Source organism: Pseudomonas sp. BJa3 (assembly GCF_026343815.1).
GTDB lineage: Bacteria > Pseudomonadota > Gammaproteobacteria > Pseudomonadales > Pseudomonadaceae > Aquipseudomonas > Aquipseudomonas soli.
This window is the reverse complement of the sequence record NZ_JAOXMC010000012.1, coordinates 163,836-190,455: the sequence shown is the minus strand read 5'-3', so window position 1 is coordinate 190,455 and position 26,620 is coordinate 163,836. Positions and strand designations below refer to the sequence as shown.

25 protein-coding genes are annotated in these 26,620 nt (G+C 64.2%); 19 read left to right on the top strand and 6 right to left on the bottom strand.

Going from position 1 to position 26,620, the window contains the following annotated elements:
- Positions 1-145: 145 nt before the first annotated feature.
- Positions 146-1,375, bottom strand: coding sequence for a phosphoglycerate dehydrogenase (gene serA, locus OH705_RS17120; protein WP_023629826.1), 1,230 nt, complete (start codon positions 1,373-1,375; stop codon positions 146-148).
- 170 nt (positions 1,376-1,545) lie between these two features.
- On the opposite strand from serA, the gene OH705_RS17115 reads away from it, so the two are divergent.
- The 4 genes from OH705_RS17115 (at position 1,546) to OH705_RS17100 (ending at position 5,646) form a co-directional block, all read left to right on the top strand.
- Complete coding sequence (locus OH705_RS17115) at positions 1,546-2,943, top strand: FAD-binding oxidoreductase (RefSeq protein ID WP_267302594.1); 1,398 nt, start codon at positions 1,546-1,548, stop codon at positions 2,941-2,943.
- A 25-nt stretch (positions 2,944-2,968) separates the two neighbouring features.
- A complete protein-coding gene (locus OH705_RS17110) occupies positions 2,969-3,634 on the top strand; it encodes a fumarylacetoacetate hydrolase family protein (protein WP_023629824.1) in 666 nt (221 codons plus the stop codon).
- Between the two features lie 105 nt (positions 3,635-3,739).
- Entirely contained in the window at positions 3,740-4,660 is a 921-nt protein-coding gene (locus OH705_RS17105) for an SdiA-regulated domain-containing protein (protein ID WP_267302593.1), read from the top strand.
- An 86-nt stretch (positions 4,661-4,746) separates the two neighbouring features.
- Positions 4,747-5,646: an SdiA-regulated domain-containing protein gene (locus OH705_RS17100; RefSeq protein ID WP_094010973.1), complete on the top strand. Its 900-nt coding sequence runs from the start codon at positions 4,747-4,749 to the stop codon at positions 5,644-5,646.
- 119 nt (positions 5,647-5,765) lie between these two features.
- On the opposite strand, the gene rpiA is transcribed toward OH705_RS17100, so the two are convergent.
- Positions 5,766-6,440: a ribose-5-phosphate isomerase RpiA gene (gene rpiA / locus OH705_RS17095; RefSeq protein WP_038707000.1), complete on the bottom strand. Its 675-nt coding sequence runs from the start codon at positions 6,438-6,440 to the stop codon at positions 5,766-5,768.
- A gap of 135 nt (positions 6,441-6,575) precedes the next feature.
- On the opposite strand from rpiA, the gene ilvA reads away from it, so the two are divergent.
- The 4 genes from ilvA (at position 6,576) to ptsP (ending at position 11,611) form a co-directional block, all read left to right on the top strand.
- On the top strand, positions 6,576-8,090 hold the full coding sequence (gene ilvA, locus OH705_RS17090; protein WP_038706999.1) for a threonine ammonia-lyase, biosynthetic: 1,515 nt from the start codon (positions 6,576-6,578) through the stop codon (positions 8,088-8,090).
- Positions 8,091-8,169: 79 nt separating this feature from the next.
- Positions 8,170-8,595 (top strand): DUF2269 family protein, encoded by a 426-nt coding sequence (locus OH705_RS17085; RefSeq protein ID WP_267302592.1) that lies wholly within the window; start codon positions 8,170-8,172, stop codon positions 8,593-8,595.
- Between the two features lie 240 nt (positions 8,596-8,835).
- Positions 8,836-9,315: an RNA pyrophosphohydrolase gene (locus tag OH705_RS17080; RefSeq protein ID WP_028688498.1), complete on the top strand. Its 480-nt coding sequence runs from the start codon at positions 8,836-8,838 to the stop codon at positions 9,313-9,315.
- 22 nt (positions 9,316-9,337) lie between these two features.
- Positions 9,338-11,611 (top strand): phosphoenolpyruvate--protein phosphotransferase, encoded by a 2,274-nt coding sequence (gene ptsP, locus OH705_RS17075; protein ID WP_038706997.1) that lies wholly within the window; start codon positions 9,338-9,340, stop codon positions 11,609-11,611.
- Between the two features lie 87 nt (positions 11,612-11,698).
- On the opposite strand, the gene OH705_RS17070 is transcribed toward ptsP, so the two are convergent.
- A complete protein-coding gene (locus OH705_RS17070) occupies positions 11,699-12,445 on the bottom strand; it encodes an NRDE family protein (RefSeq protein WP_104444758.1) in 747 nt (248 codons plus the stop codon).
- A gap of 131 nt (positions 12,446-12,576) precedes the next feature.
- Between OH705_RS17070 and OH705_RS17065 the strand changes: the two genes are divergently transcribed.
- The 3 genes from OH705_RS17065 to OH705_RS17055 are packed head-to-tail and all read left to right on the top strand — an operon-like array spanning position 12,577 to position 15,204.
- Positions 12,577-13,359: a sulfite exporter TauE/SafE family protein gene (locus OH705_RS17065; RefSeq protein WP_028688501.1), complete on the top strand. Its 783-nt coding sequence runs from the start codon at positions 12,577-12,579 to the stop codon at positions 13,357-13,359.
- 16 nt (positions 13,360-13,375) lie between these two features.
- Positions 13,376-14,185: a prolipoprotein diacylglyceryl transferase gene (lgt, locus tag OH705_RS17060; RefSeq protein WP_023630701.1), complete on the top strand. Its 810-nt coding sequence runs from the start codon at positions 13,376-13,378 to the stop codon at positions 14,183-14,185.
- Positions 14,186-14,232: 47 nt separating this feature from the next.
- Positions 14,233-15,204: a thymidylate synthase gene (locus OH705_RS17055; protein WP_267302591.1), complete on the top strand. Its 972-nt coding sequence runs from the start codon at positions 14,233-14,235 to the stop codon at positions 15,202-15,204.
- Between the two features lie 39 nt (positions 15,205-15,243).
- On the opposite strand, the gene cadR is transcribed toward OH705_RS17055, so the two are convergent.
- Positions 15,244-15,687: a cadmium resistance transcriptional regulator CadR gene (gene cadR / locus OH705_RS17050; RefSeq protein ID WP_023630699.1), complete on the bottom strand. Its 444-nt coding sequence runs from the start codon at positions 15,685-15,687 to the stop codon at positions 15,244-15,246.
- Positions 15,688-15,798: 111 nt separating this feature from the next.
- On the opposite strand from cadR, the gene OH705_RS17045 reads away from it, so the two are divergent.
- The 8 genes from OH705_RS17045 to OH705_RS17010 all read left to right on the top strand — a co-directional run bounded on the left by OH705_RS17045 (position 15,799) and on the right by OH705_RS17010 (position 24,427).
- Positions 15,799-18,042 (top strand): heavy metal translocating P-type ATPase, encoded by a 2,244-nt coding sequence (locus OH705_RS17045; RefSeq protein WP_267302590.1) that lies wholly within the window; start codon positions 15,799-15,801, stop codon positions 18,040-18,042.
- 30 nt (positions 18,043-18,072) lie between these two features.
- Positions 18,073-18,942: a LysR family transcriptional regulator gene (locus tag OH705_RS17040; RefSeq protein WP_267302589.1), complete on the top strand. Its 870-nt coding sequence runs from the start codon at positions 18,073-18,075 to the stop codon at positions 18,940-18,942.
- A 217-nt stretch (positions 18,943-19,159) separates the two neighbouring features.
- The gene (locus OH705_RS17035) at positions 19,160-20,218 is read left to right on the top strand and encodes a putative 2-aminoethylphosphonate ABC transporter ATP-binding protein (protein WP_267302588.1); all 1,059 of its coding nucleotides are present in this window, start codon (positions 19,160-19,162) and stop codon (positions 20,216-20,218) included.
- Between the two features lies 1 nt (position 20,219).
- On the top strand, positions 20,220-21,944 hold the full coding sequence (locus tag OH705_RS17030; protein WP_267302587.1) for a putative 2-aminoethylphosphonate ABC transporter permease subunit: 1,725 nt from the start codon (positions 20,220-20,222) through the stop codon (positions 21,942-21,944).
- A gap of 30 nt (positions 21,945-21,974) precedes the next feature.
- Entirely contained in the window at positions 21,975-22,997 is a 1,023-nt protein-coding gene (locus tag OH705_RS17025; RefSeq protein ID WP_094010981.1) for a putative 2-aminoethylphosphonate ABC transporter substrate-binding protein, read from the top strand.
- Between the two features lie 83 nt (positions 22,998-23,080).
- On the top strand, positions 23,081-23,626 hold the full coding sequence (locus OH705_RS17020; protein WP_094010982.1) for a phosphonate degradation HD-domain oxygenase: 546 nt from the start codon (positions 23,081-23,083) through the stop codon (positions 23,624-23,626).
- A gap of 178 nt (positions 23,627-23,804) precedes the next feature.
- Positions 23,805-23,996 (top strand): type II toxin-antitoxin system HicA family toxin, encoded by a 192-nt coding sequence (locus tag OH705_RS17015; protein WP_023630583.1) that lies wholly within the window; start codon positions 23,805-23,807, stop codon positions 23,994-23,996.
- Positions 23,997-24,013: 17 nt separating this feature from the next.
- Positions 24,014-24,427 carry a type II toxin-antitoxin system HicB family antitoxin gene (locus OH705_RS17010; RefSeq protein ID WP_094010983.1) on the top strand — a complete coding sequence of 138 codons (414 nt, stop codon included), beginning with the start codon at positions 24,014-24,016 and terminating at the stop codon, positions 24,425-24,427.
- On the opposite strand, the gene OH705_RS17005 is transcribed toward OH705_RS17010, so the two are convergent.
- Positions 24,428-25,807: an ATP-binding protein gene (locus OH705_RS17005; RefSeq protein WP_267302586.1), complete on the bottom strand. Its 1,380-nt coding sequence runs from the start codon at positions 25,805-25,807 to the stop codon at positions 24,428-24,430. It abuts the gene before it with no gap.
- Position 25,808: 1 nt separating this feature from the next.
- Entirely contained in the window at positions 25,809-26,528 is a 720-nt protein-coding gene (locus tag OH705_RS17000; RefSeq protein WP_267302585.1) for a response regulator, read from the bottom strand.
- Between the last annotated feature and the right edge of the window lie 92 nt (positions 26,529-26,620).

The following is a 26,620-nucleotide window of genomic DNA, read 5'->3' as shown; positions in this document are numbered from 1 at the left end:
TAGGTGCGACTTCAATCGCGAACTAGATACCGCGGTGCTTGGCACCCGCTTTCGCGGGTGATCGCGGCTGAAGCCGCTCCTACAAGATCGCAACAACGAAAAAGGGAGGCCACCAGGGCCTCCCTTCTTCATGCAGCCGGCAAACTCAGAACAGTACGCGCGAGCGAATAGTGCCCTTCACATGCTGCAGTTTTTCCTGGGCCAGATCGGAGTACTCGGCATCGACGTCGATGACCACGTAACCCACTTTTTCGTCAGTCTGCAGGAACTGACCGGAGATGTTGATACCGTTCTCGGCGAACACCTTGTTGATCTCGCTGAGCACGCCCGGGATGTTTTCGTGGATGTGCAGCAGGCGGTGCTTGCCTGGGTGGGCCGGCAGCGCGACCTCCGGGAAGTTGACCGACGACACCGAGGTCCCGTTGTCGCTGTACTTGACCAGCTTCTCGGCAACTTCCAGGCCGATGTTAGCCTGGGCTTCGGCGGTGGAACCACCGATGTGCGGAGTCAGGATCACGTTGTCCAGGCCGCGCAGCGGGCTTTCGAACTCTTCGTCGTTGGAGCGTGGCTCGACCGGGAACACGTCGATGGCGGCGCCGATCAGGTGCTTGTCCTTGATCGCGGCGGCTAGGTGGTCCAACTCGACCACGGTGCCACGGGCGGCGTTGATCAGGATCGCGCCTTTCTTCATCGCACGGATTTCCTTCTCGCCGATCATCCACTGGGTGGATGGCAGCTCAGGCACGTGCAGCGAGACGATGTCGGCCAGGCCCAGCAGCTCGTTCAGGCTGGTGACCTGGGTGGCGTTGCCCAGCGGCAGCTTGGTCAGCGGGTCGTAGAAGTAGACCTGCATGCCCAGGCCCTCGGCCAGGACCGACAGCTGGGTACCGATCGAGCCGTAGCCGACGATGCCCAGTTTCTTGCCGCGGATCTCGAAGGAGTTGGCCGCGCTCTTGATCCAGCCACCACGGTGGCAGGAGGCGTTCTTCTCGGGGATGCCGCGCAGCAACAGGATGGCTTCGGCCAGCACCAGTTCGGCCACCGAACGGGTGTTGGAGTACGGCGCGTTGAACACCGCGATGCCGCGGTTGCGCGCTGCGCTCAGGTCGACCTGGTTGGTGCCGATGCAGAAACAGCCGACCGCGACCAGTTTCTTCGCACAGTCGAAGACCTCTTCGGTCAGCTGGGTGCGCGAGCGGATGCCGATGAAGTGGGCATCGGCGATCTTTTCCTTCAGCTCTGCATCCGGCAGCGAGCCAGTGAGGTACTCGATGTTGCTGTACCCGGCAGCCTTGAGGATATCCACCGCATTCTGGTGGACGCCTTCAAGAAGAAGGAACCTGATCTTGCTCTTGTCGAGAGAAGTCTTGCTCATCTGCGTAAACCTGTATCCCGGAGAAAAATGGCGAGGGGGGTGAAGCGGCGCGGCGTCGGCCTTAGCACGAACAGCGGGAGGGCTATGCTAGCATACGCGACACAATCTGAGCCCATCCCGACAGGTGAAGCGTGCTCAGGGTGACTATGAATAAGTCGAGAGTTCCAGCGATGACCCAGTCCGTGGTAATTGATGAACTGATGACCCTGGTCGACCCTGGCAAGGTCCTCACCGACCCAGCCTCGCTCGATGCCTACGGCAAGGACTGGACCAAGCACTACCCGCCAGCGCCCAGCGCGATCGTCTTCCCTAAAACCATCGAGCAAGTCCAGGCCATCGTGCGCTGGGCCAACCGGCACAAGGTCGCATTGGTGCCATCGGGCGGGCGTACAGGGTTATCGGGCGCTGCCGTGGCCGCCCATGGCGAGGTGGTGGTCGCCTTCGACTACATGAACCAGATCCTCGCCTTCAATGAGTTCGATAGAACCGTCGTGTGCCAGCCGGGCGTGGTAACCCGGCAGCTTCAGCAGTTCGCCGAGGATCAGGGGCTGTACTATCCGGTGGACTTTGCTTCCTCCGGCTCCAGCCAGATCGGTGGCAATATCGGCACCAATGCCGGCGGGATCAAGGTGATTCGCTACGGCATGACCCGCAACTGGGTGGCCGGGCTGAAGGTGGTCACCGGCAAGGGCGAGCTGCTCGAGCTGAACAAGGACCTGATCAAGAACGCCACCGGCTACGACCTGCGCCAACTGTTCATCGGCGCCGAAGGCACCCTGGGGTTCGTTGTGGAGGCGACCATGCGCCTGGACCGTGCGCCGCGCAACCTCACGGCGATGGTGCTGGGCACGCCTGACTTCGACGCGATCATGCCGGTGCTGCACGCCTTCCAGGGCAAGCTCGACCTCACCGCCTTCGAGTTCTTTTCCGACAAGGGCCTGGCCAAGATCCTCGCCCGGGGCGATGTGCCCGCGCCATTCGAAACCGATTGCCCGTTCTATGCCCTGCTGGAGTTCGAAGCCAGCACCGAGGAGGTGGCCAACGAGGCGCTCGCCACCTTCGAGCACTGCGTCGAGCAGGGCTGGGTGCTGGACGGAGTGATGAGCCAGAGCGATACCCAGCTGAAGAACCTGTGGAAGCTGCGCGAGTACCTGTCCGAGACCATCTCCCACTGGACACCGTACAAGAACGACATCTCTGTCACCGTCTCGAAAGTGCCGGCGTTCCTGCGCGACATCGACGCCATCGTCGGTGAGCATTATCCCGACTACGAGGTGGTCTGGTACGGCCACATCGGCGACGGCAACCTGCACCTGAACATCCTCAAGCCCGACCATATGAGCAAGGACGACTTCTTCGCCTCCTGCGCCAAGGTCAACAAGTGGGTGTTCGAGATCGTCGAGCGTTACAGCGGCTCGATCTCCGCCGAGCACGGCGTGGGCATGACCAAGCGCGATTACCTGGGCTACAGCCGCTCACCGGAAGAAATCGCCTGCATGAAGGCGATCAAGGCGGTGTTCGACCCGAACGGCATCATGAATCCGGGTAAGATCTTCGCTCCCGAATAAAAAGCAGTGTTCACAGGAGTCGGCCATGAGTTACCAGCACCAGTACGTAGACGGCACGCGCATCCACTTCCCGCTGGGCAAGGTGGTGTGCATCGGCCGCAACTACGCCGAGCATGCCAAGGAACTGGACAACCCCATCCCCAGCGAGCCGCTGCTGTTCATCAAGCCCGGCAGTTGCGTGGTGCCCCTGGAAGGTGGTTTCAAGATTCCGACCGAGCGTGGCTCGGTGCACTACGAGGCGGAAATCGCGGTGTTGCTGGGCAAGCCGTTGTCGACCAAGCCGACCGAGGAAGAGGTGCTCGACGCCATTTCCGGCTATGCCCCGGCTTTGGACCTCACCCTGCGTGACCTGCAGAGCAAGCTGAAGGAAAAGGGCCTGCCGTGGGAGCTGTGCAAAAGCTTCGATGGTGCTTGCGTGCTGCCGCCGTTCGTCTCGGCAGGGGCTTTCGAGGACGTGAAGGACATCGGCATACGCCTGACCATCAACGGCGAGGTGCGCCAGGACGGCAACAGCGCGATGATGCTCAACCCCATCGTACCGATGATCCAGCATATGGCCGCGTGTTTCTCGTTGCAGGCGGGTGATGTAATCCTCACCGGCACCCCGGCGGGCGTGGGGCCATTCGAGGTTGGCGACGAGCTGGTGCTGGAGCTTCCAGGTGTCAGCCGGTTCCAGAGCCGGGTGCTCTGACCCGAAGGTTCGCGCCTTTCCTACAAAAAGTGCAGAGACGTTTACCGTTTTTTCACACCCTTTGCGGATAATGCGCGAACCCACGCCTACCCTCAGGACCCTTGCATGCCCTTTCCTTCCCGCGCCTCCGTGTCCCCCAAGCGCCCCTTCTACCGGCGCTGGCCGTTCGGCCTGGCAGCAGCAGCGGTTATCGGCTATGGCGTCATCTCGGCCATGCACTGGGACGACCGCGGTCTGCTGTGGATAAAGGAAGGTTTCGAAAGCCAGGCTGAACGCCAGGAAAGCATCTGGCTGCCCAGCTACGTGGTCGACATCGATGCCAAGCCGTTGCCTGGTATGGAGCGTGACGAGGCGTCGGACCTGGCGTTCAACCCGCACACCCGGTCGTTGTTCGCAGTCATGGGAAAGCACCCGTTCCTGGTCGAGCTCACCCTCGATGGCGATGTGCTGCGCAAGATCCCCCTGGTGGGCTGGTCCAATCCGGAGGGCGTGGCGGTACTCGAGGATGGCCAGATCGCCATCGTCGACGAGCGCAACCATGACCTGACGCTGGTCAAGGTGGATGCCAGCACGACGTCGCTGAACCGCGCCGACTACCAGTCCCATGACCTGGGCGAAACGGAGGATGGCAACAAGGGCTTCGAAGCCATTGCCTGGGACCTGATGCGCCAGCGCCTGGTCATCGGCGCCGAGCGTCCGCCCAAAATGTTCACCTGGAACACCGATGGCCGTAGCCCGCTCAAGGGCGAGAAACAGCCGCTGGTCAGCGACGAACTGGACCTGCGCAACTTGTCCGCGCTGGGTATCGACCCGCGCACAGGGCATCTGCTGGCATTGTCGGCAGACTCCAACATGCTGCTCGAGCTTGACGAAAAAGGTGAGCAGGTCAGCTTCATGACCCTGCTGGGCGGCTTCAATGGCCTGGCTGACACCATTCCCCGGGCCGAGGGAGTGGCAATGGACGACCAGGGCAACCTGTACATGGTCAGCGAGCCGAATCTGTTCTATCGCTTCAAAAAGAACTGACCGATCAGCCATTTCTGATGATGGCATTAAGCTTTGCTTCAGTTGATAGTGGTTAGCTACGCGCTCCTATTGCCGAGTCCGCCCGCATGCGCCGCCACGTTCGCCTGATCTTCGTCTTCTTCGTGTTTGTCTGCCTGCTCGTGCTGGGGGCTGCCGGGCACGAGTTCCGCTTGTTCGAGCGGGGCTGGTTCAACCTCAAGGCCTGGTGGCAGCCGGCCGAGCAGAGCATCGGCCTGGACCGTTACCAGGTGGTGCTCGAGGCCAGGCCTGTCGAGGGCCTGGACGACGATATCTCGGCGTTGACCTACGATCCCGACCGCAAGAGCCTGTTCACCGTCACCAATGCCCGGTCGGAGCTGATCGAGTTGTCGCTGGATGGCCGTATCCTGCGCCGTGTCCCGCTGACCGGCTTCGGCGACCCTGAGGCGGTGGAGTACGTCGGGCCCAACAGCTACGTGATCACCGATGAGCGCCAGCAGCGGCTGATCCGCGTGCGTCTGGACGATGACACCCTGTTCCTCGATGCCGCCGACGCCGAGCAGCTGTCCCTGGGCATCGGCCTGAACGGCAACAAGGGGTTCGAGGGGCTGGCCTACGACTCGGCAGGCAAGCGCCTGTTCGTGGCCAAGGAACGGGACCCGATGATGATCTACGAGGTGCACGGCTTTCCCCACGACAATCCCGACAAACCCTATGCCGTGCATGTGGTGCAGGATCGCAAGCGTGACCGGCGGTTGTTCGTGAGGGATCTGTCGAGCCTGCAGTTCGACGAACGCAGCGGGCATCTGCTGGCGCTGTCCGACGAGTCGCGGCTGGTGCTGGAGCTTGATGTGAAGGGGCGGCCGCTGAGTACCTTGTCATTGCGCAAGGGGTTCCAGGGGTTGAAGCAGACCGTGCCACAGGCTGAGGGGATTGCGATGGACGACGCCGGGACCATCTACCTGGTCAGTGAGCCGAACCTGTTCTATGTGTTCAAGCAGCCTTGATGGGTTGAGAATGGCACCGGCTTCGCCGGTGTTCGCTGGCAAGCCAGCTCCCACAAGGTAGCGCGGACCCTGTGGGAGCTGGCTTGCCAGCGATTCGAGGGTGCAGCCCTCGCTGGCGATTATTCGGCCTTCAGGCTCTTCACACCTTCAGCGGTACCCAACAACAGCACATCCGCCGGGCGCGCCGCGAACAGACCATTGGTAACCACGCCGACGATGGCGTTGATCTGGCTTTCCAGCTCCACCGGGTTGGTGATCTGCAGGTTGTGCACGTCGAGGATGACATTGCCGTTGTCGGTCACCACGCCCTCGCGGTAGACCGGGTCGCCGCCCAGTTTGACCAGCTGGCGCGCCACGTGGCTGCGCGCCATCGGAATGACCTCGACCGGCAGCGGGAAGGCACCCAGCACCGGCACCAGCTTGCTGGCGTCGGCGATGCAGATGAAGGTCTTGGCCACTGCCGCGACGATCTTCTCGCGGGTCAGGGCCGCGCCGCCGCCTTTGATCAGGTTGAGGTGGGCATCGCTCTCGTCGGCGCCGTCCACGTAGAACTCCAACTCGCTGACGCTGTTCAGCTCGTACACCGGGATGCCATGGCCCTTCAGGCGCTGCGCAGTGGCTTCGGAGCTGGCGACGGCGCCGTCGAAGGCGGTCTTGTGCTGGGCCAGGGCGTCGATGAAGAAGTTGGCGGTCGAGCCTGTGCCGACGCCGACGACGCTTTTTTCATCCAGCTTCGGCAGGATGAGGTCGACGGCGGCCTGGGCGACGGCCTGTTTGAGTTGGTCCTGGGTCATGCGGGCTCCGGGAGGGGCAGGGGCGGATATCGAAAGTTGCCTAGTATAACGGCTCCGGCGGCTTTGCTGTGGTCGCCCGACGTGGCGCTGCGGTAGACTCCCAGCCCTTGTCCCGCGGCCCAGTGATGCTTTCCGATGCTCGAACAGTACGTCAAGAAGATCCTCACCTCGCGCGTCTACGACGTTGCTGTCGAAACCCCGCTGCACACTGCCGGGCAACTGAGCAAGCGCCTGGGCAACACGGTGCTGCTCAAGCGCGAGGACCTGCAGCCGGTGTTCTCGTTCAAGATCCGCGGGGCCTACAACAAGCTGGCGCAACTGAGCGCCGAGGAGCTGGCCCGTGGCGTGGTCACCGCCTCGGCCGGCAACCATGCCCAGGGCCTGGCACTGGCGGCGCGGGAGCTGGGTATCAAAGCGACCATCGTCATGCCCAAGACCACCCCGGAAATCAAGATCGAAGGCGTGCGCTCGCGTGGTGGCAAGGTGTTGTTGCATGGCGACAGCTTCCCCGAGGCGCTGGCCTACTCGCTGAAGCTGGTGGAGGAGAAAGGTTTCGTCTACATCCACCCCTACGACGACCCACACACCATTGCCGGGCAGGGCACGGTGGCCATGGAGATTCTGCGCCAGCACCCGGGCCAGCTAGACGCGATCTTCGTGCCGGTCGGCGGCGGCGGTCTGATCGCCGGTATCGCCGCCTACGTGAAATACCTGCGCCCGGAAATCAAGGTCATCGGCGTCGAACCGGACGATTCCAATTGCCTGCAGGCCGCCATGGCCGCCGGTGAGCGCGTGGTGCTGCCGCAGGTCGGGCTTTTCGCCGACGGCGTGGCGGTGGCGCAGATCGGTCAGCACACCTTCGATATCTGCCGCCACCACGTGGACGAGGTCATTACCGTCAGCACTGACGAGATCTGTGCCGCAATCAAGGATATCTACGACGATACCCGCTCGATCACCGAACCTGCCGGTGCTCTCGGTGTTGCCGGGATCAAGAAATACGTCGAGCTCAAGGGTGTGGCCGGGCAAACCCTGGTAGCCATCGACTCGGGCGCCAACGTCAACTTCGACCGCCTGCGCCATGTGGCCGAGCGCGCCGAGCTGGGCGAGAAGCGCGAAGCGATCATCGCCGTGACCATTCCCGAGCGCCCAGGCAGCTTCAAGGCCTTCTGCGAGGCCATCGGCAAGCGCCAGATCACCGAATTCAACTACCGCAAGCACACCTCCGACGAGGCGCACATCTTCGTCGGCGTACAGACTCACCCGGAAACCGACCCGCGTGCGGCATTGGTACAGCAGCTGACGGAGCAAGGTTTCCCCGTCACCGACCTGACCGACAACGAACTGGCCAAGCTGCATATCCGTCACATGGTGGGTGGCCACTCGGCCGGGGCCAGCGATGAGATGGTGCTGCGTTTCGAGTTCCCGGAGCGGCCCGGTGCCCTGTTCAACTTCCTCAACAAGCTGGGCGGGCGTTGGAACATCTCGATGTTCCACTACCGCAACCACGGCGCCGCCGACGGGCGCGTGGTCGCGGGCCTGCAGGTGCCGGAGGAAGAGCGTCACCTGGTGCCGGCAGCCTTGGCCAAGATCGGCTATCCATACTGGGACGAGACCGAGAACCCGGCTTACCGGCTATTCTTGGGCTGAACACGCTTCACCTCGCGGGGGCGGGCCTGCCCCGCGATGAGGCCGAAAGCGAAAAAGCCTGCTGAAGGATGATTTTCACATGGAACACCTGACCACCCTCAAGACCCTGCACATCCTCGCCACGGCCCTGTTGCTGCTTGGCGCCCTGGGCCTGGCGGGCTGGACCTGGCATGCCCGGCGCAAGGGCGACACCGAGGCCTACGGCAAGTTGTTGCGCCGGCCGCTGGTGTTCGTCTGGCTGCTGATGGGGCTGTGCCTGCTGAGCATGCCGTTCACCGGCTGGTGGCTGGTGCACCTGGTCGGCTGGCCGCTGGGGCAGACCTGGGTGTTGGCCTCCAGCGTCATCTATACCCTTGGCGCGTTCGCCGTGTGGTGGCTGGTGGCGCGCCTGAACCGGCTGCGCAAGGCCGAAGCCGTAGGCTTGAAGTTCACCCTGGCGCTGGCAGTGTTCAGCGGTGTGTGCTTCCTGTCCATCGCCGGCCTGATGGGCGCCAAGCCGGTCTGATTACTCTCGTCAGCCCGCTCCCATTGGCAAACTCTGGGAGCGGGCTGGCCCCGCGAGAGGCTGACGCAGTCGCGTCACCTTGCCTTCACGCAAACCCGGTATACCAGTGCCACGCCCGGTGTGGCGACGCTCGCTCAATACGCAGTCTTCACCTCGCCGCAGATAAGCTTGGCGGGCGCGTTGCTGCGCGCTCAGGCTTTGTGGAACAATGCGGCGACATGCGTTTGCGAGGTTGCTGCCGTGATCGACCCGGATGGTTTTCGCCCCAATGTCGGGATCATTCTCACGAATGATGCCGGGCAGGTGCTATGGGCTCGGCGGATCAACCAGGATGCCTGGCAGTTTCCCCAGGGTGGCATCAACCCTGATGAAACGCCGGAAGATGCCCTGTACCGCGAGCTGAACGAAGAAGTGGGCCTGGAACGCCAGGATGTGGAAATACTTGCCTGCACCCGTGGCTGGTTGCGTTATCGTTTACCCCAGCGCCTGGTGCGCACCCACAGCCAGCCGCTGTGTATCGGCCAGAAACAGAAGTGGTTCCTGCTGCGCCTGGTGAGCAACGAGCAACGGGTGCGCATGGACCTGACCGGCAAGCCGGAATTCGATGGCTGGCGCTGGGTCAGCTACTGGTATCCGCTGGGCCAGGTGGTGACATTCAAGCGCGAGGTGTACCGCCGCGCACTGAAAGAGCTAGCCCCGCGCCTGCTGACGCGCGACTGACGACGGAGTCCGACCCCGAGCCATGCTCAATACGCTGCGCAAGATCGTCCAGGAAGTGAACTCCGCCAAAGATCTCAAGACGGCGTTGGGTATCATTGTCTTGCGCGTAAAGGAGGCGATGGGCAGCCAGGTCTGCTCCGTCTATCTGCTTGACCCGGACACCAACCGCTTCGTGCTGATGGCCACCGAGGGCCTGAACAAGCGTTCCATCGGCAAGGTCAGCATGGCCCCTAATGAAGGCCTGGTCGGCCTGGTGGGTACCCGCGAGGAGCCACTGAACCTCGAGAACGCGGCCGACCACCCCCGTTACCGCTACTTCGCTGAAACCGGCGAAGAGAAATTCGCTTCCTTCCTCGGCGCACCGATCATTCACCACCGCCGTGTGGTGGGTGTCTTGGTCATCCAGCAAAAAGAGCGCCGCCAGTTCGACGAAGGCGAAGAGGCTTTCCTGGTCACCATGAGCGCGCAGCTCGCCGGGGTTATCGCCCACGCCGAGGCGACGGGTTCGATCCGTGGCCTGGGCCGTCAGGGCAAGGGCATCCAGGAAGCCCGTTTCGTCGGGGTGCCGGGTTCTCCGGGCGCCGCAGTCGGTCGATCGGTGGTGATGTTGCCGCCCGCCGACCTGGAGGTTGTGCCTGACCGCACCGTCGAGGACATCGACAACGAACTCAAGCTGTTCAACAACGCCCTCGAGGGCGTGCGCGAGGACATGCGCAAGCTGTCGGCCAAGCTTGCCACCCAGTTGCGCCCCGAAGAGCGTGCGCTGTTCGACGTGTATCTGATGATGCTCGAGGACGCCGCCCTTGGTGGCGAGGTGGTCGAGGTCATCAAGACCGGCCAGTGGGCCCAGGGTGCCTTGCGCCAAGTGGTCGGCGAACACGTCAATCGCTTCGAGCTGATGGATGACGACTACCTGCGCGAGCGGGCATCGGACGTCAAGGACCTGGGCCGGCGCCTGCTCGCGTACCTGCAGGAGGCCCGTTCGCAGTCACTGGTCTACCAGGACAACACCATTCTGGTCAGTGAAGAACTGACCCCCGCCATGCTCGGCGAGGTGCCGGAGGGCAAGCTGGTGGGCTTGGTGTCGGTACTCGGCTCGGGAAACTCCCACGTGGCGATCCTGGCCCGGGCCATGGGTATCCCCACGGTCATGGGGGTGGTCGACCTGCCTTACTCGAAGGCCGATGGCATCGAGATGATCGTCGACGGCTACAAGGGCGAAGTCTTCACCAACCCCGGCGAAGTGCTGCGCAAGCAGTACAGCGACGTGGTCGAGGAAGAGCGCCAGCTGGCCAAGGGGCTCGATGCCCTGCGCGAACTGCCGTGCATCACCCCGGACGGCCACCGCATGCCGCTGTGGGTCAACACCGGCCTGCTCGCCGATGTGGCCCGCGCCCAGCAGCGCGGCGCCGAGGGCGTGGGTCTGTACCGCACGGAAGTACCGTTCATGATCAACCAGCGCTTCCCCAGCGAAAAGGAGCAGCTGGCGATTTACCGCGAGCAGCTGCAGGCGTTCCATCCGCTGCCGGTGACCATGCGCAGCCTCGACATCGGTGGCGACAAGTCGCTGTCGTATTTCCCGATCAAGGAAGAGAACCCGTTCCTCGGCTGGCGCGGCATCCGTGTGACTCTCGACCACCCGGAAATCTTCCTGGTGCAGACCCGCGCCATGCTCAAGGCCAGCGAGGGCCTGAACAACCTGCGCATCCTGCTGCCGATGATTTCCGGCATCCATGAGCTTGAAGAAGCCCAGCACCTGATCCACCGCGCCTGGGGCGAAGTGCGTGACGAAGGCACCGATGTGCCGATGCCGCCGGTAGGGGTGATGGTGGAGATCCCCGCCGCGGTGTACCAGACCCGCGAACTGGCGCGGCAGGTCGATTTCCTTTCGGTCGGCTCCAACGACCTCACCCAGTACCTGCTGGCCGTGGACCGCAACAACCCACGGGTCGCCGATCTGTACGACTATCTGCACCCGGCGGTGCTGCAGGCCCTGCAGACGGTGGTCAGCGTGGCCCACGAGGAAGGCAAGCCCGTCAGTATCTGCGGCGAGATGGCCGGTGATCCGGCTGCGGCGATCCTGCTGATGGCCATGGGCTTCGACAGTCTGTCGATGAATGCCACCAACTTGCCGAAGGTGAAGTGGATGCTGCGCCAGATCAACCTGGGCAAGGCCAGGGAGCTGCTGGCCGATGCCATGAGCCATGACAACCCGCAGGTTATCCACAGCTCGTTGCAGCTGGCGCTGAAGAATCTCGGGCTGGCGCGGATGATCGGGCCGAACAAGACCCTCTGATCGCCTGTACCGACCTCATCGCGGGCTCCGAAGCAAAGCTGTTGGTGCGAGCCCGTGGGAGCGGGCTTGCCCCGCGATGAGGTCTAATCAGATCTCCAGGCTAACCTCGCCCAGATGCCCACCAAACGGCCCGAAACTGCGTTCGATCATGCGCCGCCGGCCTTGGTCATCGACAATCAGCACCGTACTCGCCCGCGTCCCATAGTTCTGGCTGGCGATGAACACGCTCGACAGCAGCCGCTCGGTGGCCAGCCCCACGCCGGTCTCGGGCAGTTCGCCGGCCGGTGCGGGCTGTGCATCGCCCAGCAGCGTCAGTAGCTGCTGTGGGTCAGCGTTCTCGAGCAATCCCTCAAGCCCGCTGCGAGCCTTCAGCAGCTTCGGCCACGGCGTATCCAGTCCGGCATTCGACAGCCCGTACACTCCCGGTTCAAGCAGGCGTGGTGCCGGCTCGCGGGCATGCAGGTAGCCCAATCGCTCGCCATCGCCGACCAGCAGGTTGAACCCCGAGTACTGGTCACTGCGGCTGGCCACCTGGTCCAGATAGGCCTCGACCCCCAGTTCGCCCTGCAGATAGGCTGCCACCAGTTCACCGCGGGACCGTGGCCCCAACGGCTGGCGTGGATCACGGATATTGGTCAGCGCCGCAAAGCGCCCGTTCGGCCCGACACCCAGCCAGGTGCCACCGGCTTCCAGGTCACGCCCGGCGTGCACGCCCGGGGCGTCCTCCCAATTGCCCAGGGCCTGGGTCGGCCGCGCGTAGAACTCATCACGGTTGGCCGCGACGATCAGTGGTCGGGCTGTCCCCGGCCGCCAGGCGAATACGATCAGGCACATAGGTTGTCCCCTGTGTTTTCGGCCACTCTACCCGCGCCGCCGGCCGCTATCCATCATCTGACACAGAGTTCACTAGAGCGCCGGGCGTGGCTTCCGTTACCATGCCGGATTGTTTTCCACTGGGGCCACGAATGGAATTCGCTCTCTATCTGCTGTTGGGCGCCTGCGCCGGCGTGCTGGCCGGGCTGTTCGGCGTCGGTGGCGGCATCATCATCGTGCCGGTGCTGGTGTTCAGCTTCACCTTGCAGGGCTTCGACCCTTCGGTGCTGACTCACCTGGCGGTCGGTACTTCGCTGGCAACCATCGTCTTCACCTCGATCAACGCCGTGCGCGAGCACCAGCGCAAGGGCGCGGTGCAATGGCCGATCTTCGCCTGGATGACCGTGGGCATCCTGCTCGGCGCGCTGGTCGGGGCCAAGACCGCCTCGCTGATACAGGGCCCGATGCTGCAGAAGATCATCGGTGTGTTCGCCTTGGTGATCGCCGCGCAGATGGCCCTGGACCTCAAGCCCAAGGCCAGCCGCGGCATTCCCGGTAAGCCCGGATTGACCGCCGCCGGCGGTGTGATCGGCTGGGCCTCGGCCATTTTCGGGATCGGCGGCGGATCACTGACCGTACCGTTCCTCACCTGGCGCAGCCTGCCCATGCAGCAGGCCGTGGCGACTTCGTCGGCCTGTGGCCTGCCGATTGCCTTGGCCAGTGCCTTGGGCTTCATGTGGCTGGGTTGGCACGAGGAACACCTTCCGGCCCACAGCCTGGGCTACGTCTATCTTCCGGCGCTGGTCGGCATCGCCGCCACCAGCATGTTCTTCGCCCGCTACGGCGCGCGTCTGGCGCACAAGCTGTCGCCGCGCGTGCTCAAGCGTCTGTTCGCCGCGCTGCTGTTCTGCGTCGGACTCAGCTTCCTTATCTGAACCTAGAGGAAAGACAATGCTGCCTTACCCGCAGATCGACCCGGTGGCCGTGGCCCTCGGTCCACTGAAAATCCACTGGTACGGCCTGATGTACCTGATCGGCATCGGCGGCGCCTGGCTGCTGGCCTCGCGCCGGTTGAACCGCTTCGACCCGACCTGGAGCCGCGAGAAACTTTCCGACCTGGTGTTCTGGCTGTCGATGGGCGTGATCGTCGGCGGGCGCCTGGGTTACGTGCTGTTCTACGACCTGCACCAGTACCTGGCCAACCCGACGCTGATCTTTGAGGTGTGGAAGGGCGGCATGTCGTTCCACGGTGGCTTCATCGGCGTGATGCTCGCCGCCTTGTGGTTCGGCAAACGCAACAATAAGTCGTTCTTCGAGCTGATGGACTTCGTCGCGCCGCTGGTGCCGATCGGCCTTGGCGCTGGGCGTATCGGCAACTTCATCAACGCCGAACTGTGGGGCAAGGCTACCGACGTGCCGTGGGCAATGATCTTCCCGCCGTTCAGCGACCCGGCGCAATTGCCGCGTCACCCGTCGCAGCTGTACCAGTTCGCCCTCGAAGGTGTGGCATTATTCGTCATCCTTTGGCTGTACTCGCGCAAGCCGCGCCCGACCATGGCCGTTTCCGGCATGTTCGCGCTGTTCTATGGCATCTTCCGCTTCATCGTGGAGTTCGTGCGCGTACCCGACGCACAGCTCGGCTACATCGCCTTTGGCTGGTTGACCATGGGTCAGTTGCTCTGCGTGCCGATGATTCTCGGCGGCATCTTCCTGATCTGGTGGGCCTACAACCGCAAACCGTCGGCCAAGGCCACCGTCTGATTTCCACGGCAGGGGCGCTCCCCTGCCGTTCTTGTTACAGGTAAGCCATGAAACAGTATCTAGACCTGGTCCGTGACGTCATAGACAACGGCACGCTGCAGGAAAACCGCACCGGTATCCGCACCATCAGCCTGCCCGGTGCCATGCTCAAGTTCGACCTGCAGAAGGGCTTTCCGGCCATCACCACGCGCAAGCTGGCGTTCAAGTCGGCGATTGGCGAGATGGTCGGCTTCCTGCGCGGCGTGAAGAACGCCGGCGAGTTCCGCGAGCTGGGCTGCAAGGTCTGGGACCAGAACGCCAACGAAAACGCCCAGTGGCTGGCCAACCCGTTCCGCCAGGGGCATGACGATCTCGGCGAAATCTACGGCGTGCAATGGCGCCAGTGGCCCGGCTACAAACGTATCCCGCTGAGCAACCCGGCCGCCATCGAGATGGCCGAGAAGGCCGGTTTCCGCCGTATCGCCCAGGACGAGGAGGACGGCCAGGCGTTCGTCATCCTCTACAAGGCCATCGACCAGGTGCGCCAGTGCCTGGACACCATCGCCAACGACCCGGGCAGCCGGCGTATCCTGTTCCACGGCTGGAACTGCGCCAAGCTCGACGAGATGGCCCTGCCACCGTGCCATTTGCTGTACCAGTTCCACCCGAATGTCGAAACTCGGGAAATCTCCCTGACCCTCTACATCCGCTCCAACGACCTGGGCCTGGGCACGCCGTTCAACCTCACCGAAGGTGCCGCGCTGCTGTCGCTGTTCGGCCGCCTGACGGGCTACACCCCGCGCTGGTTCACCTACTTCATCGGCGATGCCCATGTGTACGAAAACCACCTGGATATGCTGGGCGAGCAGATGAAGCGTGAACCGCTGGCGGCACCGAAGCTGGTGATCAGCGACCGCGTGCCGGCGTTTGCCGAGACCGGCAAGTACGAGCCGGAGTGGCTGGAGAAGATCGAACCGAGCGACTTCTGGCTGGAAGGCTACGAGCACCATGCGCCGATGACGGCGCCGATGGCGGTCTGACTCAAGGAAGTCGGGGGGCCGCAAAGCGGCCCCAAGTCTCTAATGCCCGTGGCTGCGCCCCACATGGGAATGCTCGATCTCCGGCACCGACACCGCCCCATTCGTCTCCAACTGCTGCAGGATCGCGCACTCCGCCCCCTGCGCATTGCACTGCTGCCGCAGTTCCACCAGCTGCGCCTGCAGTGCCACCAGCCCATCGATCCTCGCCTGCACATGCTCGATATGCTCGTCGATCAGCGCGTTGACGCTGCCGCATGAGCCATCGGGGCTGTCGCGCAGGTTCAACAGGCTGCGGATCTCGTCCAGGGTCATGTCCAAGGTGCGGCAGTTGCGGATGAAGGTCAGGCGCTCGACGTGGGCCTGGGTGTAGAGCCGGTAGTTTCCATCGCTGCGGGCAGGTTCCGGCAGCAGCTGTTCGCGCTCGTAGTAGCGGATGGTCTCCACGGCGCAGTCGGTGGCCTTGGCCAGTTCTCCGATCTTCATGGCAAATCTCCTGCAAAGGGCTTGACCCTATAGTGGCTACAGGGTGTTCACTTGGCAACAACCCACTCTGTGGATCTCTACAGAGGCCAGCGCTCAGTTAAGGATGATTCCATGAACCAGCCTGTCAGCCCCGACCGCAAGCATGATCACGCCCATGACCTCGATCATGGCCACGCGCCCCACGCCCACGGCTGCTGCGCCAGCAAGGGCGCCCCGGCCCTGGTGCAACTGACCGAAAAGGCCAGTGGCCAGGCGCAGCTCAACCGCTTCCGCATCGAGGCCATGGACTGCCCTACCGAGCAGACCCTGATCCAGGACAAGCTCGGCAAGCTGGCCGGCATCGAGCAACTGGAATTCAACCTGATCAATCGTGTGCTCGGCGTGCGCCATACGCTCGAGGGCACCTTCGAGATCGAGCGGGCCATCGATAGCCTGGGCATGAAGGCCGAACCCTTGGCCGCCGAGGATGATGGCGCCGCCAGCGCGCCCCAGGCCAGCAAGACCCGTTGGTGGCCGCTGGCGCTGTCCGGTGCTGCGGCGATCGCCGCCGAAATCGTGCACTTCTCCGGCAAGGCACCGGAGTGGGTGGTCGCCGCGCTGGCCCTGGCGGCCATCCTCGGCTGCGGCCTCGGTACCTACAAGAAGGGCTGGATTGCCCTGAAAAACCGCAACCTCAATATCAATGCGCTGATGAGTATCGCCGTGACCGGCGCCGTGCTGATCGGCCAGTGGCCGGAAGCGGCCATGGTCATGGTGCTGTTCACCGTTGCCGAACTGATCGAAGCCCGTTCCCTGGACCGCGCGCGCAATGCCATCGGCGGGCTGATGCAGCTGGCCCCGGACATGGCCACCGTGCAACAGGCCGATGGCCAGTGGCGCGAGGTAGAGGTGCGCGAGGTGGCAATCGGCGCACGGGTGCGGGTGCGCCCAGGTGAGCGCATCGGCCTGGACGGCGAGGTGGTCAGTGGCCAGTCCAGTGTCGACCAGGCGCCGATCACCGGGGAAAGCCTGCCAGTCGAGAAGGCGGTCGGCGACAAGCTGTTCGCCGGCACCATCAACCAGGCCGGCGCGATGGAGTACCGCGTCACGGCCGCCGCCGGTCAATCGACCCTGGCCCGCATCATCAAGGCCGTCGAAGAAGCCCAGGGCGCCCGTGCGCCGACCCAGCGCTTCGTCGATCAGTTCTCGCGCATCTACACCCCGGTAGTGTTCGCGGTAGCGCTCGCCGTGGCGCTCATCCCGCCGCTGTTCATGGCCGGTGCCTGGTTCGACTGGATCTACCGTGCCCTGGTGCTGTTGGTGGTGGCCTGCCCGTGCGCGCTGGTGATCTCCACCCCGGTGACCATCGTCAGCGGCCTGGCCGCGGCGGCACGCAAAGGCATCCTGATCAAGGGCGGTGTGTACCTGGAGGGCGGGCGCAAGCTGGACTTCCTGGCCCTGGACAAGACCGGCACCATTACCCACGGCAAGCCGGTGCAGACCGACAGCAAGGTGCTCGACCCACTGTTCGAAGGGCGCGCCCAGGCGCTGGCCGCGAGCCTGGCCGCCCGTTCCGATCACCCGGTGTCAGGTGCCATCGCTCTGTTCGCCAAGGACCAGGATCTGGTTCTGAGCGAAGTCACCGAGTTCGCCGCCCTGGCCGGTCGCGGTGTGCGCGGTGATATCGAGGGCCAGACCTACCACCTGGGCAACCATCGCCTGGTGGAGGAACTCGGCCTGTGCTCCCCAGAGCTGGAGGCGCAGCTGGATGTGCTGGAGCGCCAGGGCAAGACCGTGGTGCTGCTGCTCGACCGCTCCGGCCCGTTGGCGTTGTTCGCCGTGGCCGACACGGTCAAGGACAGCAGCCGCCAGGCCATCGCCGAGCTGCACGAGCTGGGTATCAAGACGGTCATGTTGACCGGCGACAATCCCCACACCGCCCAGGCCATTGCGGCCCAGGTGGGGATCGACCGCGCCGAGGGCAACCTGCTGCCCGCGGACAAGCTCGCCAGCATCGAGAACCTGTACGCCCAGGGGCATCGTGTCGGCATGGTCGGCGATGGCATCAACGACGCGCCGGCCCTGGCCCGCGCCGAGATCGGCTTTGCCATGGCCGCCGCCGGCACCGACACCGCCATCGAGACCGCCGATGTGGCGCTGATGGACGACGACTTGCGCAAGATCCCGGCCTTCGTCAGGCTGTCGCGCCAAAGCGCGGCGATCCTCACCCAGAACATCGTGTTGGCCCTGGGGATCAAGGCAATCTTCCTGGCTATCACCTTCGCCGGCATGGCCACCATGTGGATGGCGGTATTCGCCGACATGGGCGTGAGCCTGCTGGTGGTGTTCAACGGTCTACGCCTGTTGCGCAAATAACGCCTGTGGCGTGAAAAAGAGGTTCTGCCAATGCTGAGCGCCGAGCTCAAAGCCTTCTACATGGTGGCCCGCCTGGGCAGCATCACCCTGGCGGCGAAGAAGCTCGGGCTCAGCCAGCCCACGGTGACCACGCAGATCCGCAACCTCGAGGGCCAGTACAACGTCGAGTTGTTCTACCGCGGGGGCCGGCGCCTGGTGTTGAGCGAGGAGGGCGTGCGCCTGCTGCCGATGGTCAAGGCGCTGCTGCAACAGGAAGCCGAAATCGAGTTCGAGTTGCGCAACAGCGGCCAGGCTCAGGGCAGCCTGCGCATCGCCGCTACCGCGCCGTACTACATCCTCGACCTGGTGAAGATCTTCCGCGAGCGCCTGCCACAGGTGGAGGTGGCGGTGGAGATCGGTAACTCGCAGCAGGTGCTGGAAATGCTCGAGGACTACCGGGTGGATATCGCCGCCTCGTCACAATTGCTCGAAGACGCACGCCTGGTACGCCGGGTGCTGGGCACCGACCCGTTGGTACTGGCGGTGCACCGCAATCATCCCTTGGCCCAACGCCAGGCGGTGTCGATCGAGGTGGTGGCCGGGCATTGCCTGTTGATGCGCGAAAAGGGCTCGACCACCCGCAAGCTCACCGAGCAGATGATGCAGGACGCCGGGGTGAAGGCCGGGGCGCTGCTGGAGATAGGCAGCCGCGAGTCGATCCGCGAGGCGGTGCTGCGCAATATTGGCATCAGCATCATTGCCCGACATGAGGTGCCGCATAACCCCGAGCTGCGGGTGCTGGCGCTGGACGACGCACCGGTGATGCACGAGTACCTGTACTGCCTGAAGGAGCGGCGCCAGGCGCGGTTGCCGGCGGCGTTCCTGGGGGTGGCGCAGGAGGTGGTGGGTTCGCAATTCTGACAGTTCTCTACTGGTTGCACCGGCCTCATCGCCGGCAAGCCGGCCCCCACAGGGTTGGCGCCGACTTGCTTTTGTGGGAGCTGGCTTGCCAGCGATAGGGCCCTCAAGGCCACTACAAAATCTGCCTATACCACTATCGCCGGCTTTTGCCCCAACGCCACGGAACCTTCGCACAGCCTGCCTAGCATGGCCCCCATCGCTTCGATGAGGACCTGCCATGAACCACGTCACCCCGGGCGCACAGATGAAAGTGCGCGGCATCCACAAACGCTTTGGCGCTTTCACCGCGCTCAACGACGTGTCCCTCGACATCGCCGCTGGCGAGCTGGTGTGTCTGCTCGGTCCCTCGGGCTGCGGCAAAACCACCCTGCTGCGTTGCATCGCCGGCCTCGAGCGCCAGGACCGCGGCACGCTGTACATCGGCGACCGCGATATCTCCGAGCTGCCGCCCCAGGCCCGTGACTACGGCATCCTGTTCCAGTCCTACGCACTGTTCCCCAACCTCACCGTTGAAGCCAACATTGCCTATGGCCTGACCGGCGGCAACCGCGAGGCCTCGCGCCAGCGGGTGAGCGAGATGCTCGAGCTGGTGGGCCTGGCCGGCAGTGAGAAGAAATACCCCGGCCAGCTCTCCGGCGGCCAGCAGCAGCGCGTGGCCCTGGCCCGCGCCTTGGCGCCGTCGCCCTCGCTGCTGCTGCTCGACGAACCCATGTCGGCCCTCGACGCCCGTGTTCGCGAGCACCTGTGCACTGAACTGCGCCAGCTGCAACGCCAGTTGGGCATCACCACGCTGATGGTCACCCACAACCAGGACGAAGCCATGCTGATGGCCGACCGCATCGCCGTGATGAACAACGGCCAGGTCGAGCAGTACGCCACGCCCCAGGAAATCTACGACCAGCCGGCGACACCCTTCGTCGCTGAGTTCGTCGGCCAGGGCAACTGGCTGCCGTTCCAGCGCAGCAGCAATAGCCACGCCCAGGTCGGCGGCATGCACATGCGCCTGGCCGACAACGCCAGCACCGTCAGCAGCGGCCGACTGTTCTGCCGGCCCGAGGCGATCACCGTCAACCCGGTGGTGCACGAGGAGAACCTGTTCCCGGCCAAGGTTCGGGAAGTCACCTTCCTCGGCAATCGCTGCCGCATGAGCTTCGAGCTCGAAGCCCTGCCGGGCCATGCGCTGCTCGCGGAGCTGGCGCCCGAAGCCATGCCGCGCCTGGGTTCGCAGGATATCTGGGTGGCCCTGCCGCCGCAGAGCCTGCAGGTGTTCGCCTGAGATGGCCGCGCCCATGACCCTGCCGCTCACTCACGGCAACGACAGGCCACGCAACGGCGTCGCCCTGGGGGATCGACTGTTCGTCGTCGGTGGCAAGAGCCTGTTGCTGAGCCTGCTGGTGCTGGCGGTGCTGCTGCCGTTGCTGGCGATCTTCTGGCGTGGCTTCTGCGCTGAAGCCGGGCAGGGCGGGGGGCTGCTGGCCGCCCGCGAACTGTTTGCCAGCGCGAACTTCCACTGGCTGCTCGGCAACAGTCTGTCGGTAGCCCTCACCGTTGCCGCCATCGTTGTGCCGCTGGCCTACCTGTTCGCCTATGCCCTGCAACGCACGTTGATCCCGGCCAAGGGGCTGTGGCGTGGCATTTCGCTGCTGCCGTTGCTGGCGCCGTCGATGCTGCCTGCGATCGCGCTGGTCTATCTGTTCGGTAACCAGGGCCTGCTGCGCGGGCTGCTCAGCGACAACATCTACGGCTTCTGGGGCATCGTGCTTGGCGAGGCCATCTACACTTTCCCCCATGCGTTGATGATCCTGCTCTCGGCGCTGTCACTGGCCGACGCACGGCTGTTCGATGCCGCTTCGAGCATGGGCGCGGGGCCTGCCCGGGCATTCTTCAGCATCACCTGGCCGGCCACGCGCCAGGCGGTGTTCGCGGCGTTCTGCCTGGTGTTCACCCTGACCATCACCGACTTCGGCGTGCCGGTAGTGGTCGGTGGTGATTACCAGGTGCTGGCGCTGGAAGCCTACAAGGCGGTGGTCGGCCAGCAGCAGTTCGGTCGTGGTGCGCTGATCGGCATGGTGCTGCTGGTGCCGGCGCTACTCAGTTTTGCCGTGGATGCCTGGCTGCGCCGCCGCCAGGGCGAGGCCATGAGCGGCCGCGCCCAGGTGTTCGAACCGAAGCCTTCGAAGCTGCGTGATGGCTGCTACCTGGCCATTGTGTTGCTGGTCTGCGCAGCGCTGCTGGCGGTGATCGGCATGGCGGTGTACTCGTCGCTGGTCAAGTTCTGGCCGTACAACCTGTCGCTGTCGCTCAAGCACTACATGTTCGAAGACACCGCCGGCGGCGGCTGGCTGGCCTATCGCAACAGCGTGACCATGGCCATCGGCACCGCGCTGATCGGCAGCGTGGTGATCTTCACCGGTGCCTACCTCATGGAGAAGACCCAAGGCCAGCGCCTGCTCAATCAACTGCTGCGTCTGCTCAGCTTCATCCCCATGGCGGTGCCCGGCCTGGTGCTGGGCCTGGGCTACGTGTTTTTCTTCAACCTCAACGGCAACCCGTTGCACGTGTTCTACGGCAGCATGGCGCTGCTGGTGGTGTGCACCATCGCCCACTACCTGACCACCGCGCAGATGACCGCCACCACCGCCCTGCGCCAGCTCGACGGTGAGTTCGAAGCCGCCGCGCTGTCGCTCAAGGCGCCGCTGTACAAGCACTTCGTGCGGGTCACCGTGCCGATCTGCCTGCCGGCGCTGCTGGACATCATCCGCTACCTGTTCGTCTCGGCGATGACCACGGTGTCGGCGGCGATCTTCCTCTACAGCCCCGACACCATCCTCGCCGCCGTTGCCGTGCTGAACATGGATGACGCCGGCAACGTTGGCGGCGCCGCTGCCATGTCGACCCTGATCCTCTTGACCAGCGCCGCCGCCTCCCTGCTGTTGGCCGGCGCTTCGCGCGGCCTGCTACGCCGCTCCCAGGCCTGGCGCCAACGCGCCCCCGGCTATTGACCTACTGCCCACACCGATAGGAACCGCATCATGTTCAAGCCCCTTGCACTTGCCGCTGCCGTATCCGCCGTGTTCAGCCTGCAGGCTTCGGCCGCCACCCAGCTGACTGTCTACACCGCCCTGGAGGCCGAGCAGCTCAAGAGCTACAAGCAGGCCTTCGAGAAGGCCAACCCGGACATCGAGATCAAATGGGTGCGCGACTCCACCGGCATCATCACCGCCAAGCTGCTGGCTGAAAAAGAGCGCCCACAGGCTGACGCCGTGTGGGGGCTGGCGGCCTCCAGCCTGGCCATCCTCGACCAGAACGGCATGCTCGAAGCCTATGCGCCGAAGGACCTGGGCAAGATCTCGCCCAACTACCGCGACGCCGCCAATCCGCCGGCCTGGGTAGGCATGGACGTGTGGGCCGCGACGATCTGCTTCAATACCGTCGAGGCCGAGAAGCAGGGCCTGAGCAAGCCGGTGAGCTGGCAGGATCTGACCAAGCCTGAGTACAAGGGCAAGATCGTCATGCCCAACCCGGCCTCGTCCGGTACGGGCTTCCTCGATGTGAGCGCCTGGCTGCAGACCTACGGCGAGCCTCAGGGCTGGGCCTACATGGACGCACTGCACCAGAACATCGGCCAGTACGTACATTCCGGCTCCAAGCCATGCAAGCTGGCGGCAGCAGGTGAATTCCCGATCGGCATCTCGTTCGAGTACCCGGCCGTGCAGCTCAAGCGCCAGGGCGCACCCCTGGACATCGTCCTGCCCAAGGAGGGGCTGGGCTGGGAGATCGAGGCCACGGCGCTGATCAAGGGCTCGCCGAAAGCCGATGCCGCCAAGCGCCTGGCCGACTTCTCCGCCAGCCCTGCCGCCATGGAGCTGTACAAGGAGAACTTCGCGGTGCTCGCCGCCCCCGGCATCGCCAAGCCGCAGACCGAACTGCCGGCCGACTATGAGCAGCGCCTGATCAAGAACGACTTCGCCTGGGCCTCGAAGAACCGCGACCAGATTCTCGCCGAGTGGCGCAAACGCTACGACGGCAAGTCGGAGAAAGTCGCCCAGCAGTAAGGCCCTCATCGCGGGGCAAGCCGGCTTCTATACTCAAGCTGCCCCGCGATGGCGTCAGACCAGGCAACGCAGGAGCCCACGCAATGCCAACTTCTTCCCGGATCATCGACGACACCTTCGCCTTGTACGAGCGTCATGGCAGCGCCGACTATATCGGCGAGGCCATCACCCAGATCGAGCACATGTCCCAGGCAGCCCAGCTCGCCATGGCCGAAGGCTACGACGACGAAGTGATTCTGGCCGCCTTCTTCCATGACATCGGCCACCTGTGCGAGGGCGAGGACATGGGCGGTTATGGCGTTGTCAGTCATGAGCGCATCGGTGCCGAGTATTTGCGCCGGTGTGGTTTCAGCGAGCGGCTGGCCAGGCTGGTGCAGTATCACGTCGAGGCCAAGCGCTACCTGACCTTGCGCCAGCCCGGATACTACGATCGTTTGAGCGAAGCCAGCCGACGCACCTTGGCGTACCAGGGTGGGATGATGAACGATGCCGAAGCCGATGCGTTCGAGGCCGACCCGTTGTTCAGGGTCAGCCTGCGCCTGCGCGAGTGGGACGAGATGGCCAAGCGGGTAGGGGTGCCGGTGATGGATCTGCAAGTGTTGAAGGCAAAGGCATTGGCCGTGCTCTGAACTATCTGGCGACTCTCCCTGCTGCAAGATCCCGCATCACTTCTCCCGGTGCTTGCTCCGTTCCTCTCCCCATACTTCTCCTCCTGGCAGCCGCTTGTCGTAATGGTGGGTATGGTGTTGATAATTGTCTGTTGGTGGTTATACTAACCACCAATCGGCCGGCCCAAGGAATGGGTGAATGAACAGCCGTGAAATGATTGCTGTGATCGAGGCGGATGGCTGGTATCTGGTGCGCTCCAAAGGCAGCCACCATCATTTCAAGCATCCTGAAAAAGCCGGGCTGGTCACCATCCCGCATCCCAGGAAAGACCTGCTGCCCGCGACTGCGGCCAGCATCCTGCGCCAGGCACGCATCTGCTACGCCAGCTGACGAGGAGACTCATCACCATGTTGTTCCCTATCGCGATCCTCCCCGGTGACGACCAGCACGCCTGGGGCGTGGAAGTCCCGGATATCCCTGGCTGCTTTTCGGCGGGCGAAGACCTCGACAACGCCATCGCCATGGCGCGTGAAGCGATCGAAGGCCACCTCGAACTCCTGGCCCAGGACCAGCAGGAAATCCCCAGGGCCAGCAAGGTCGGCGTGCATGCGGCCAATCCCGCCTATGCCGGCTGCACCTGGGCATTGATCGATATCGACATCACCCGCTACCTGGGCAAGGCCGAGAAGCTCAACATCACCTTGCCGGCGTACCTGCTCACCCGCATCGACAGCTACGTACAGAACCACCCGGAGCACAAGAGCCGTTCGGGCTTCCTGGCCGAAGCGGCGCTGAGGATCCTGCAGGGTGACGGCAAATGATCAGGCGATTTTGCCCTTGGGCAATCGCACGCTGACCCGCAACCCGCCCCCTTGCCGATTCACCAGCTTCAGTTCACCTCCATGGCTGGCAACGATGCGCTGGGCGATGCTCAGCCCCAGCCCATAGCCGCCAGAGGCCTGGTTGCGTGAGCCCTCGCCGCGCACGAAAGGCTCGGTGACAGTCGCCAGCAAGCCCGGGTCGATGCCCGGGCCGCGATCGTCGATGTGGATGTACCCATCGGTTGGCGTGCTTTCCAGCACCACCGCGACCTCCCTGGCATAGCGCAGGGCATTGACCAACAGGTTTTGCAGGCACCGTTGCAGTAGCAGGGCATCTACCTGGGCCTGGCCCACCTGGCCATGGATCGGCAAGGGCTCTTCGGCGCTGGCCAAATCCGCGCATTGGCGTGCCACCAGGCGGTCGAGGTCGACCGCTTGCAGGTTCTGCTGCTCGCCCGCCCGCAGGTAGTCGAGCACCTGGCCGATCATGCCGTCCATCTGTGCGATGTTCTGGCGCAGGCGCTCCTTGTGTTCGCTGTCCTCCAGCCGTTCCAGGCGCAGGCGCATGCGCGTCAGCGGCGTACGCAGGTCATGGGACACGGCGGCGAGGAAGTAGGCCTTGTCGTTGACCATGCGGATCAGCCGTTGCTGCATGGCATTGAAGGCCTGGGCGGCGTGCCGCACTTCCTCGGGGCCGTCCAGCGGCAACGGCGCCTGTTCCAGATTGCCACCCAGGCCACGGGCGGCATCGGCCAGGCGGCGCAGCGGGCGCAGGCACAAGCGTACCGCCACCAGGCACACCACCAGCACGGCGGCGATGCGCAGGGCATAGACCCGCAGCAGGTAGTCGCTGATCAGCAGCCACGCCGACTCGCCGCTCCAGCCCTGCAACTCCTGGCCATCGATGACCAGCCAGTGGCCATCGGCGAGGGGCACGGCAAACTCGATATGCGCCTGGGCGGTGCGCAAGCCGAACAGGCTGCGCCAGACGATGGGCTGGCCCAGTTCGTCGGTGAGCCGGACCTTGAGCAATCTCGGCCGCACATCGCCCCCCAATTCGTAGGCCAGTGCCTGATGCAGCAACAGCTCGATGCGCCGCCAGCCGCGCCGTTGGTCATGCTCACCCTCGGGCGGCGCTTCGGCGCAACGCAGTTGGTAGTGCTTCGGTACCTGGCGTGCCGTGCCATGGCAGTCGGCCTGGACGATCAGGGGCGCGCTGCGCGCCGCGATCAACCGCACCGGCGCTTCCAGCACCTGGGCGAAGCGTACGTCGAACCAGATGCTGCTGGACATCAACTGGATCACCAGGGTGCCGCTGATCATGATCAACAGCAGTTGGCCGAACAGCGTGCGCGGCCACAGCCGGCGAAGCAGTCGCACCTCAGGGGCCCAACGCTTCGCGGGCCAGGCTCAGCAGATAGCCTTCGTTGCGGATGGTGAGGATCTGCACGCCTTGGCCTGGCGCCCGGCGCAGTTGTTGGCGCAGGCGGCTGATGCACATGTCCACCGAGCGGTCGTCGGGCAGATGGTCGCGGCCGAACGCGCTGCGTGTCAGGTGGTCCCTCGAGACCACGCGGTTGTTGGCGTCCAGCAGTTCACGCAGCACACGGTAGTCGGAGCGTGGCAGGTTGAAGGCTTGGCCGTCAGGGTGAACGAGCAACCGTTTGACGTGATCGAGACGAAAACCCGCAAACAATTGTGGCTCGCTATCCGAAGTATCGGGCTCTACCTCCAGACGATGGGGGCGGCGCAACACAGCCTTGATCCGGGCGACCAGCTCGCGCGGCTCGAAGGGTTTGGCCAGGTAATCGTCGGCGCCTACTTCCAGGCCGATGATGCGGTCCAGAGTGCTGCCCCTGGCCGACAGCATCACCACCGCCAAGCCCGGCTGCGCCTGTAACTGCCGGCACAGGCTCAGGCCGTCCTCGCCGGGCAGCATCAGGTCGAGTACCACCAGGTCGACCTTGTGCCGGGTCAATTGCGCGTGCATCTGCTTTCCATCGACAGCAGCGAGAACCTGATAGCCGGCGTCCGTCAGGTAATCGCAGAGAAGTTCGCGAATCTCGTCGTCATCATCGACGACCAGCAAGGTGGTGTTCATGGCTGTGGGTACCTGTGGAAAGAGGAACTGCGCTGCTCGTTACGTTCGATTACATCCCCATACAAGCCATCCATGGAGCCTAAGGGGTAGAT

Excerpts from the sequence above, each read along its gene's own strand:
- OH705_RS17105 (WP_267302593.1), top strand. The coding sequence starts at position 3,740 with ATGCCCTTTCCTTCCCGCGCCTCCGTGTCCCCCAAGCGCCCCTTCTAC.
- OH705_RS17020 (WP_094010982.1), top strand. The coding sequence starts at position 23,081 with ATGCCAACTTCTTCCCGGATCATCGACGACACCTTCGCCTTGTACGAG.
- OH705_RS17055 (WP_267302591.1), top strand. The coding sequence starts at position 14,233 with ATGAAACAGTATCTAGACCTGGTCCGTGACGTCATAGACAACGGCACG.
- rpiA (WP_038707000.1), bottom strand. The coding sequence starts at position 6,440 with ATGACCCAGGACCAACTCAAACAGGCCGTCGCCCAGGCCGCCGTCGAC.
- OH705_RS17030 (WP_267302587.1), top strand. The coding sequence starts at position 20,220 with ATGGCCGCGCCCATGACCCTGCCGCTCACTCACGGCAACGACAGGCCA.
- lgt (WP_023630701.1), top strand. The coding sequence starts at position 13,376 with ATGCTGCCTTACCCGCAGATCGACCCGGTGGCCGTGGCCCTCGGTCCA.
- serA (WP_023629826.1), bottom strand. The coding sequence starts at position 1,375 with ATGAGCAAGACTTCTCTCGACAAGAGCAAGATCAGGTTCCTTCTTCTT.
- OH705_RS17010 (WP_094010983.1), top strand. The coding sequence starts at position 24,014 with ATGTTGTTCCCTATCGCGATCCTCCCCGGTGACGACCAGCACGCCTGG.
- OH705_RS17000 (WP_267302585.1), bottom strand. The coding sequence starts at position 26,528 with ATGAACACCACCTTGCTGGTCGTCGATGATGACGACGAGATTCGCGAA.
- OH705_RS17015 (WP_023630583.1), top strand. The coding sequence starts at position 23,805 with ATGAACAGCCGTGAAATGATTGCTGTGATCGAGGCGGATGGCTGGTAT.
- OH705_RS17040 (WP_267302589.1), top strand. The coding sequence starts at position 18,073 with ATGCTGAGCGCCGAGCTCAAAGCCTTCTACATGGTGGCCCGCCTGGGC.
- ilvA (WP_038706999.1), top strand. The coding sequence starts at position 6,576 with ATGCTCGAACAGTACGTCAAGAAGATCCTCACCTCGCGCGTCTACGAC.
- OH705_RS17070 (WP_104444758.1), bottom strand. The coding sequence starts at position 12,445 with ATGTGCCTGATCGTATTCGCCTGGCGGCCGGGGACAGCCCGACCACTG.
- OH705_RS17100 (WP_094010973.1), top strand. The coding sequence starts at position 4,747 with ATGCGCCGCCACGTTCGCCTGATCTTCGTCTTCTTCGTGTTTGTCTGC.
- ptsP (WP_038706997.1), top strand. The coding sequence starts at position 9,338 with ATGCTCAATACGCTGCGCAAGATCGTCCAGGAAGTGAACTCCGCCAAA.
- OH705_RS17065 (WP_028688501.1), top strand. The coding sequence starts at position 12,577 with ATGGAATTCGCTCTCTATCTGCTGTTGGGCGCCTGCGCCGGCGTGCTG.
- OH705_RS17085 (WP_267302592.1), top strand. The coding sequence starts at position 8,170 with ATGGAACACCTGACCACCCTCAAGACCCTGCACATCCTCGCCACGGCC.
- OH705_RS17110 (WP_023629824.1), top strand. The coding sequence starts at position 2,969 with ATGAGTTACCAGCACCAGTACGTAGACGGCACGCGCATCCACTTCCCG.
- OH705_RS17025 (WP_094010981.1), top strand. The coding sequence starts at position 21,975 with ATGTTCAAGCCCCTTGCACTTGCCGCTGCCGTATCCGCCGTGTTCAGC.
- OH705_RS17115 (WP_267302594.1), top strand. The coding sequence starts at position 1,546 with ATGACCCAGTCCGTGGTAATTGATGAACTGATGACCCTGGTCGACCCT.
- OH705_RS17045 (WP_267302590.1), top strand. The coding sequence starts at position 15,799 with ATGAACCAGCCTGTCAGCCCCGACCGCAAGCATGATCACGCCCATGAC.
- cadR (WP_023630699.1), bottom strand. The coding sequence starts at position 15,687 with ATGAAGATCGGAGAACTGGCCAAGGCCACCGACTGCGCCGTGGAGACC.
- OH705_RS17035 (WP_267302588.1), top strand. The coding sequence starts at position 19,160 with ATGAACCACGTCACCCCGGGCGCACAGATGAAAGTGCGCGGCATCCAC.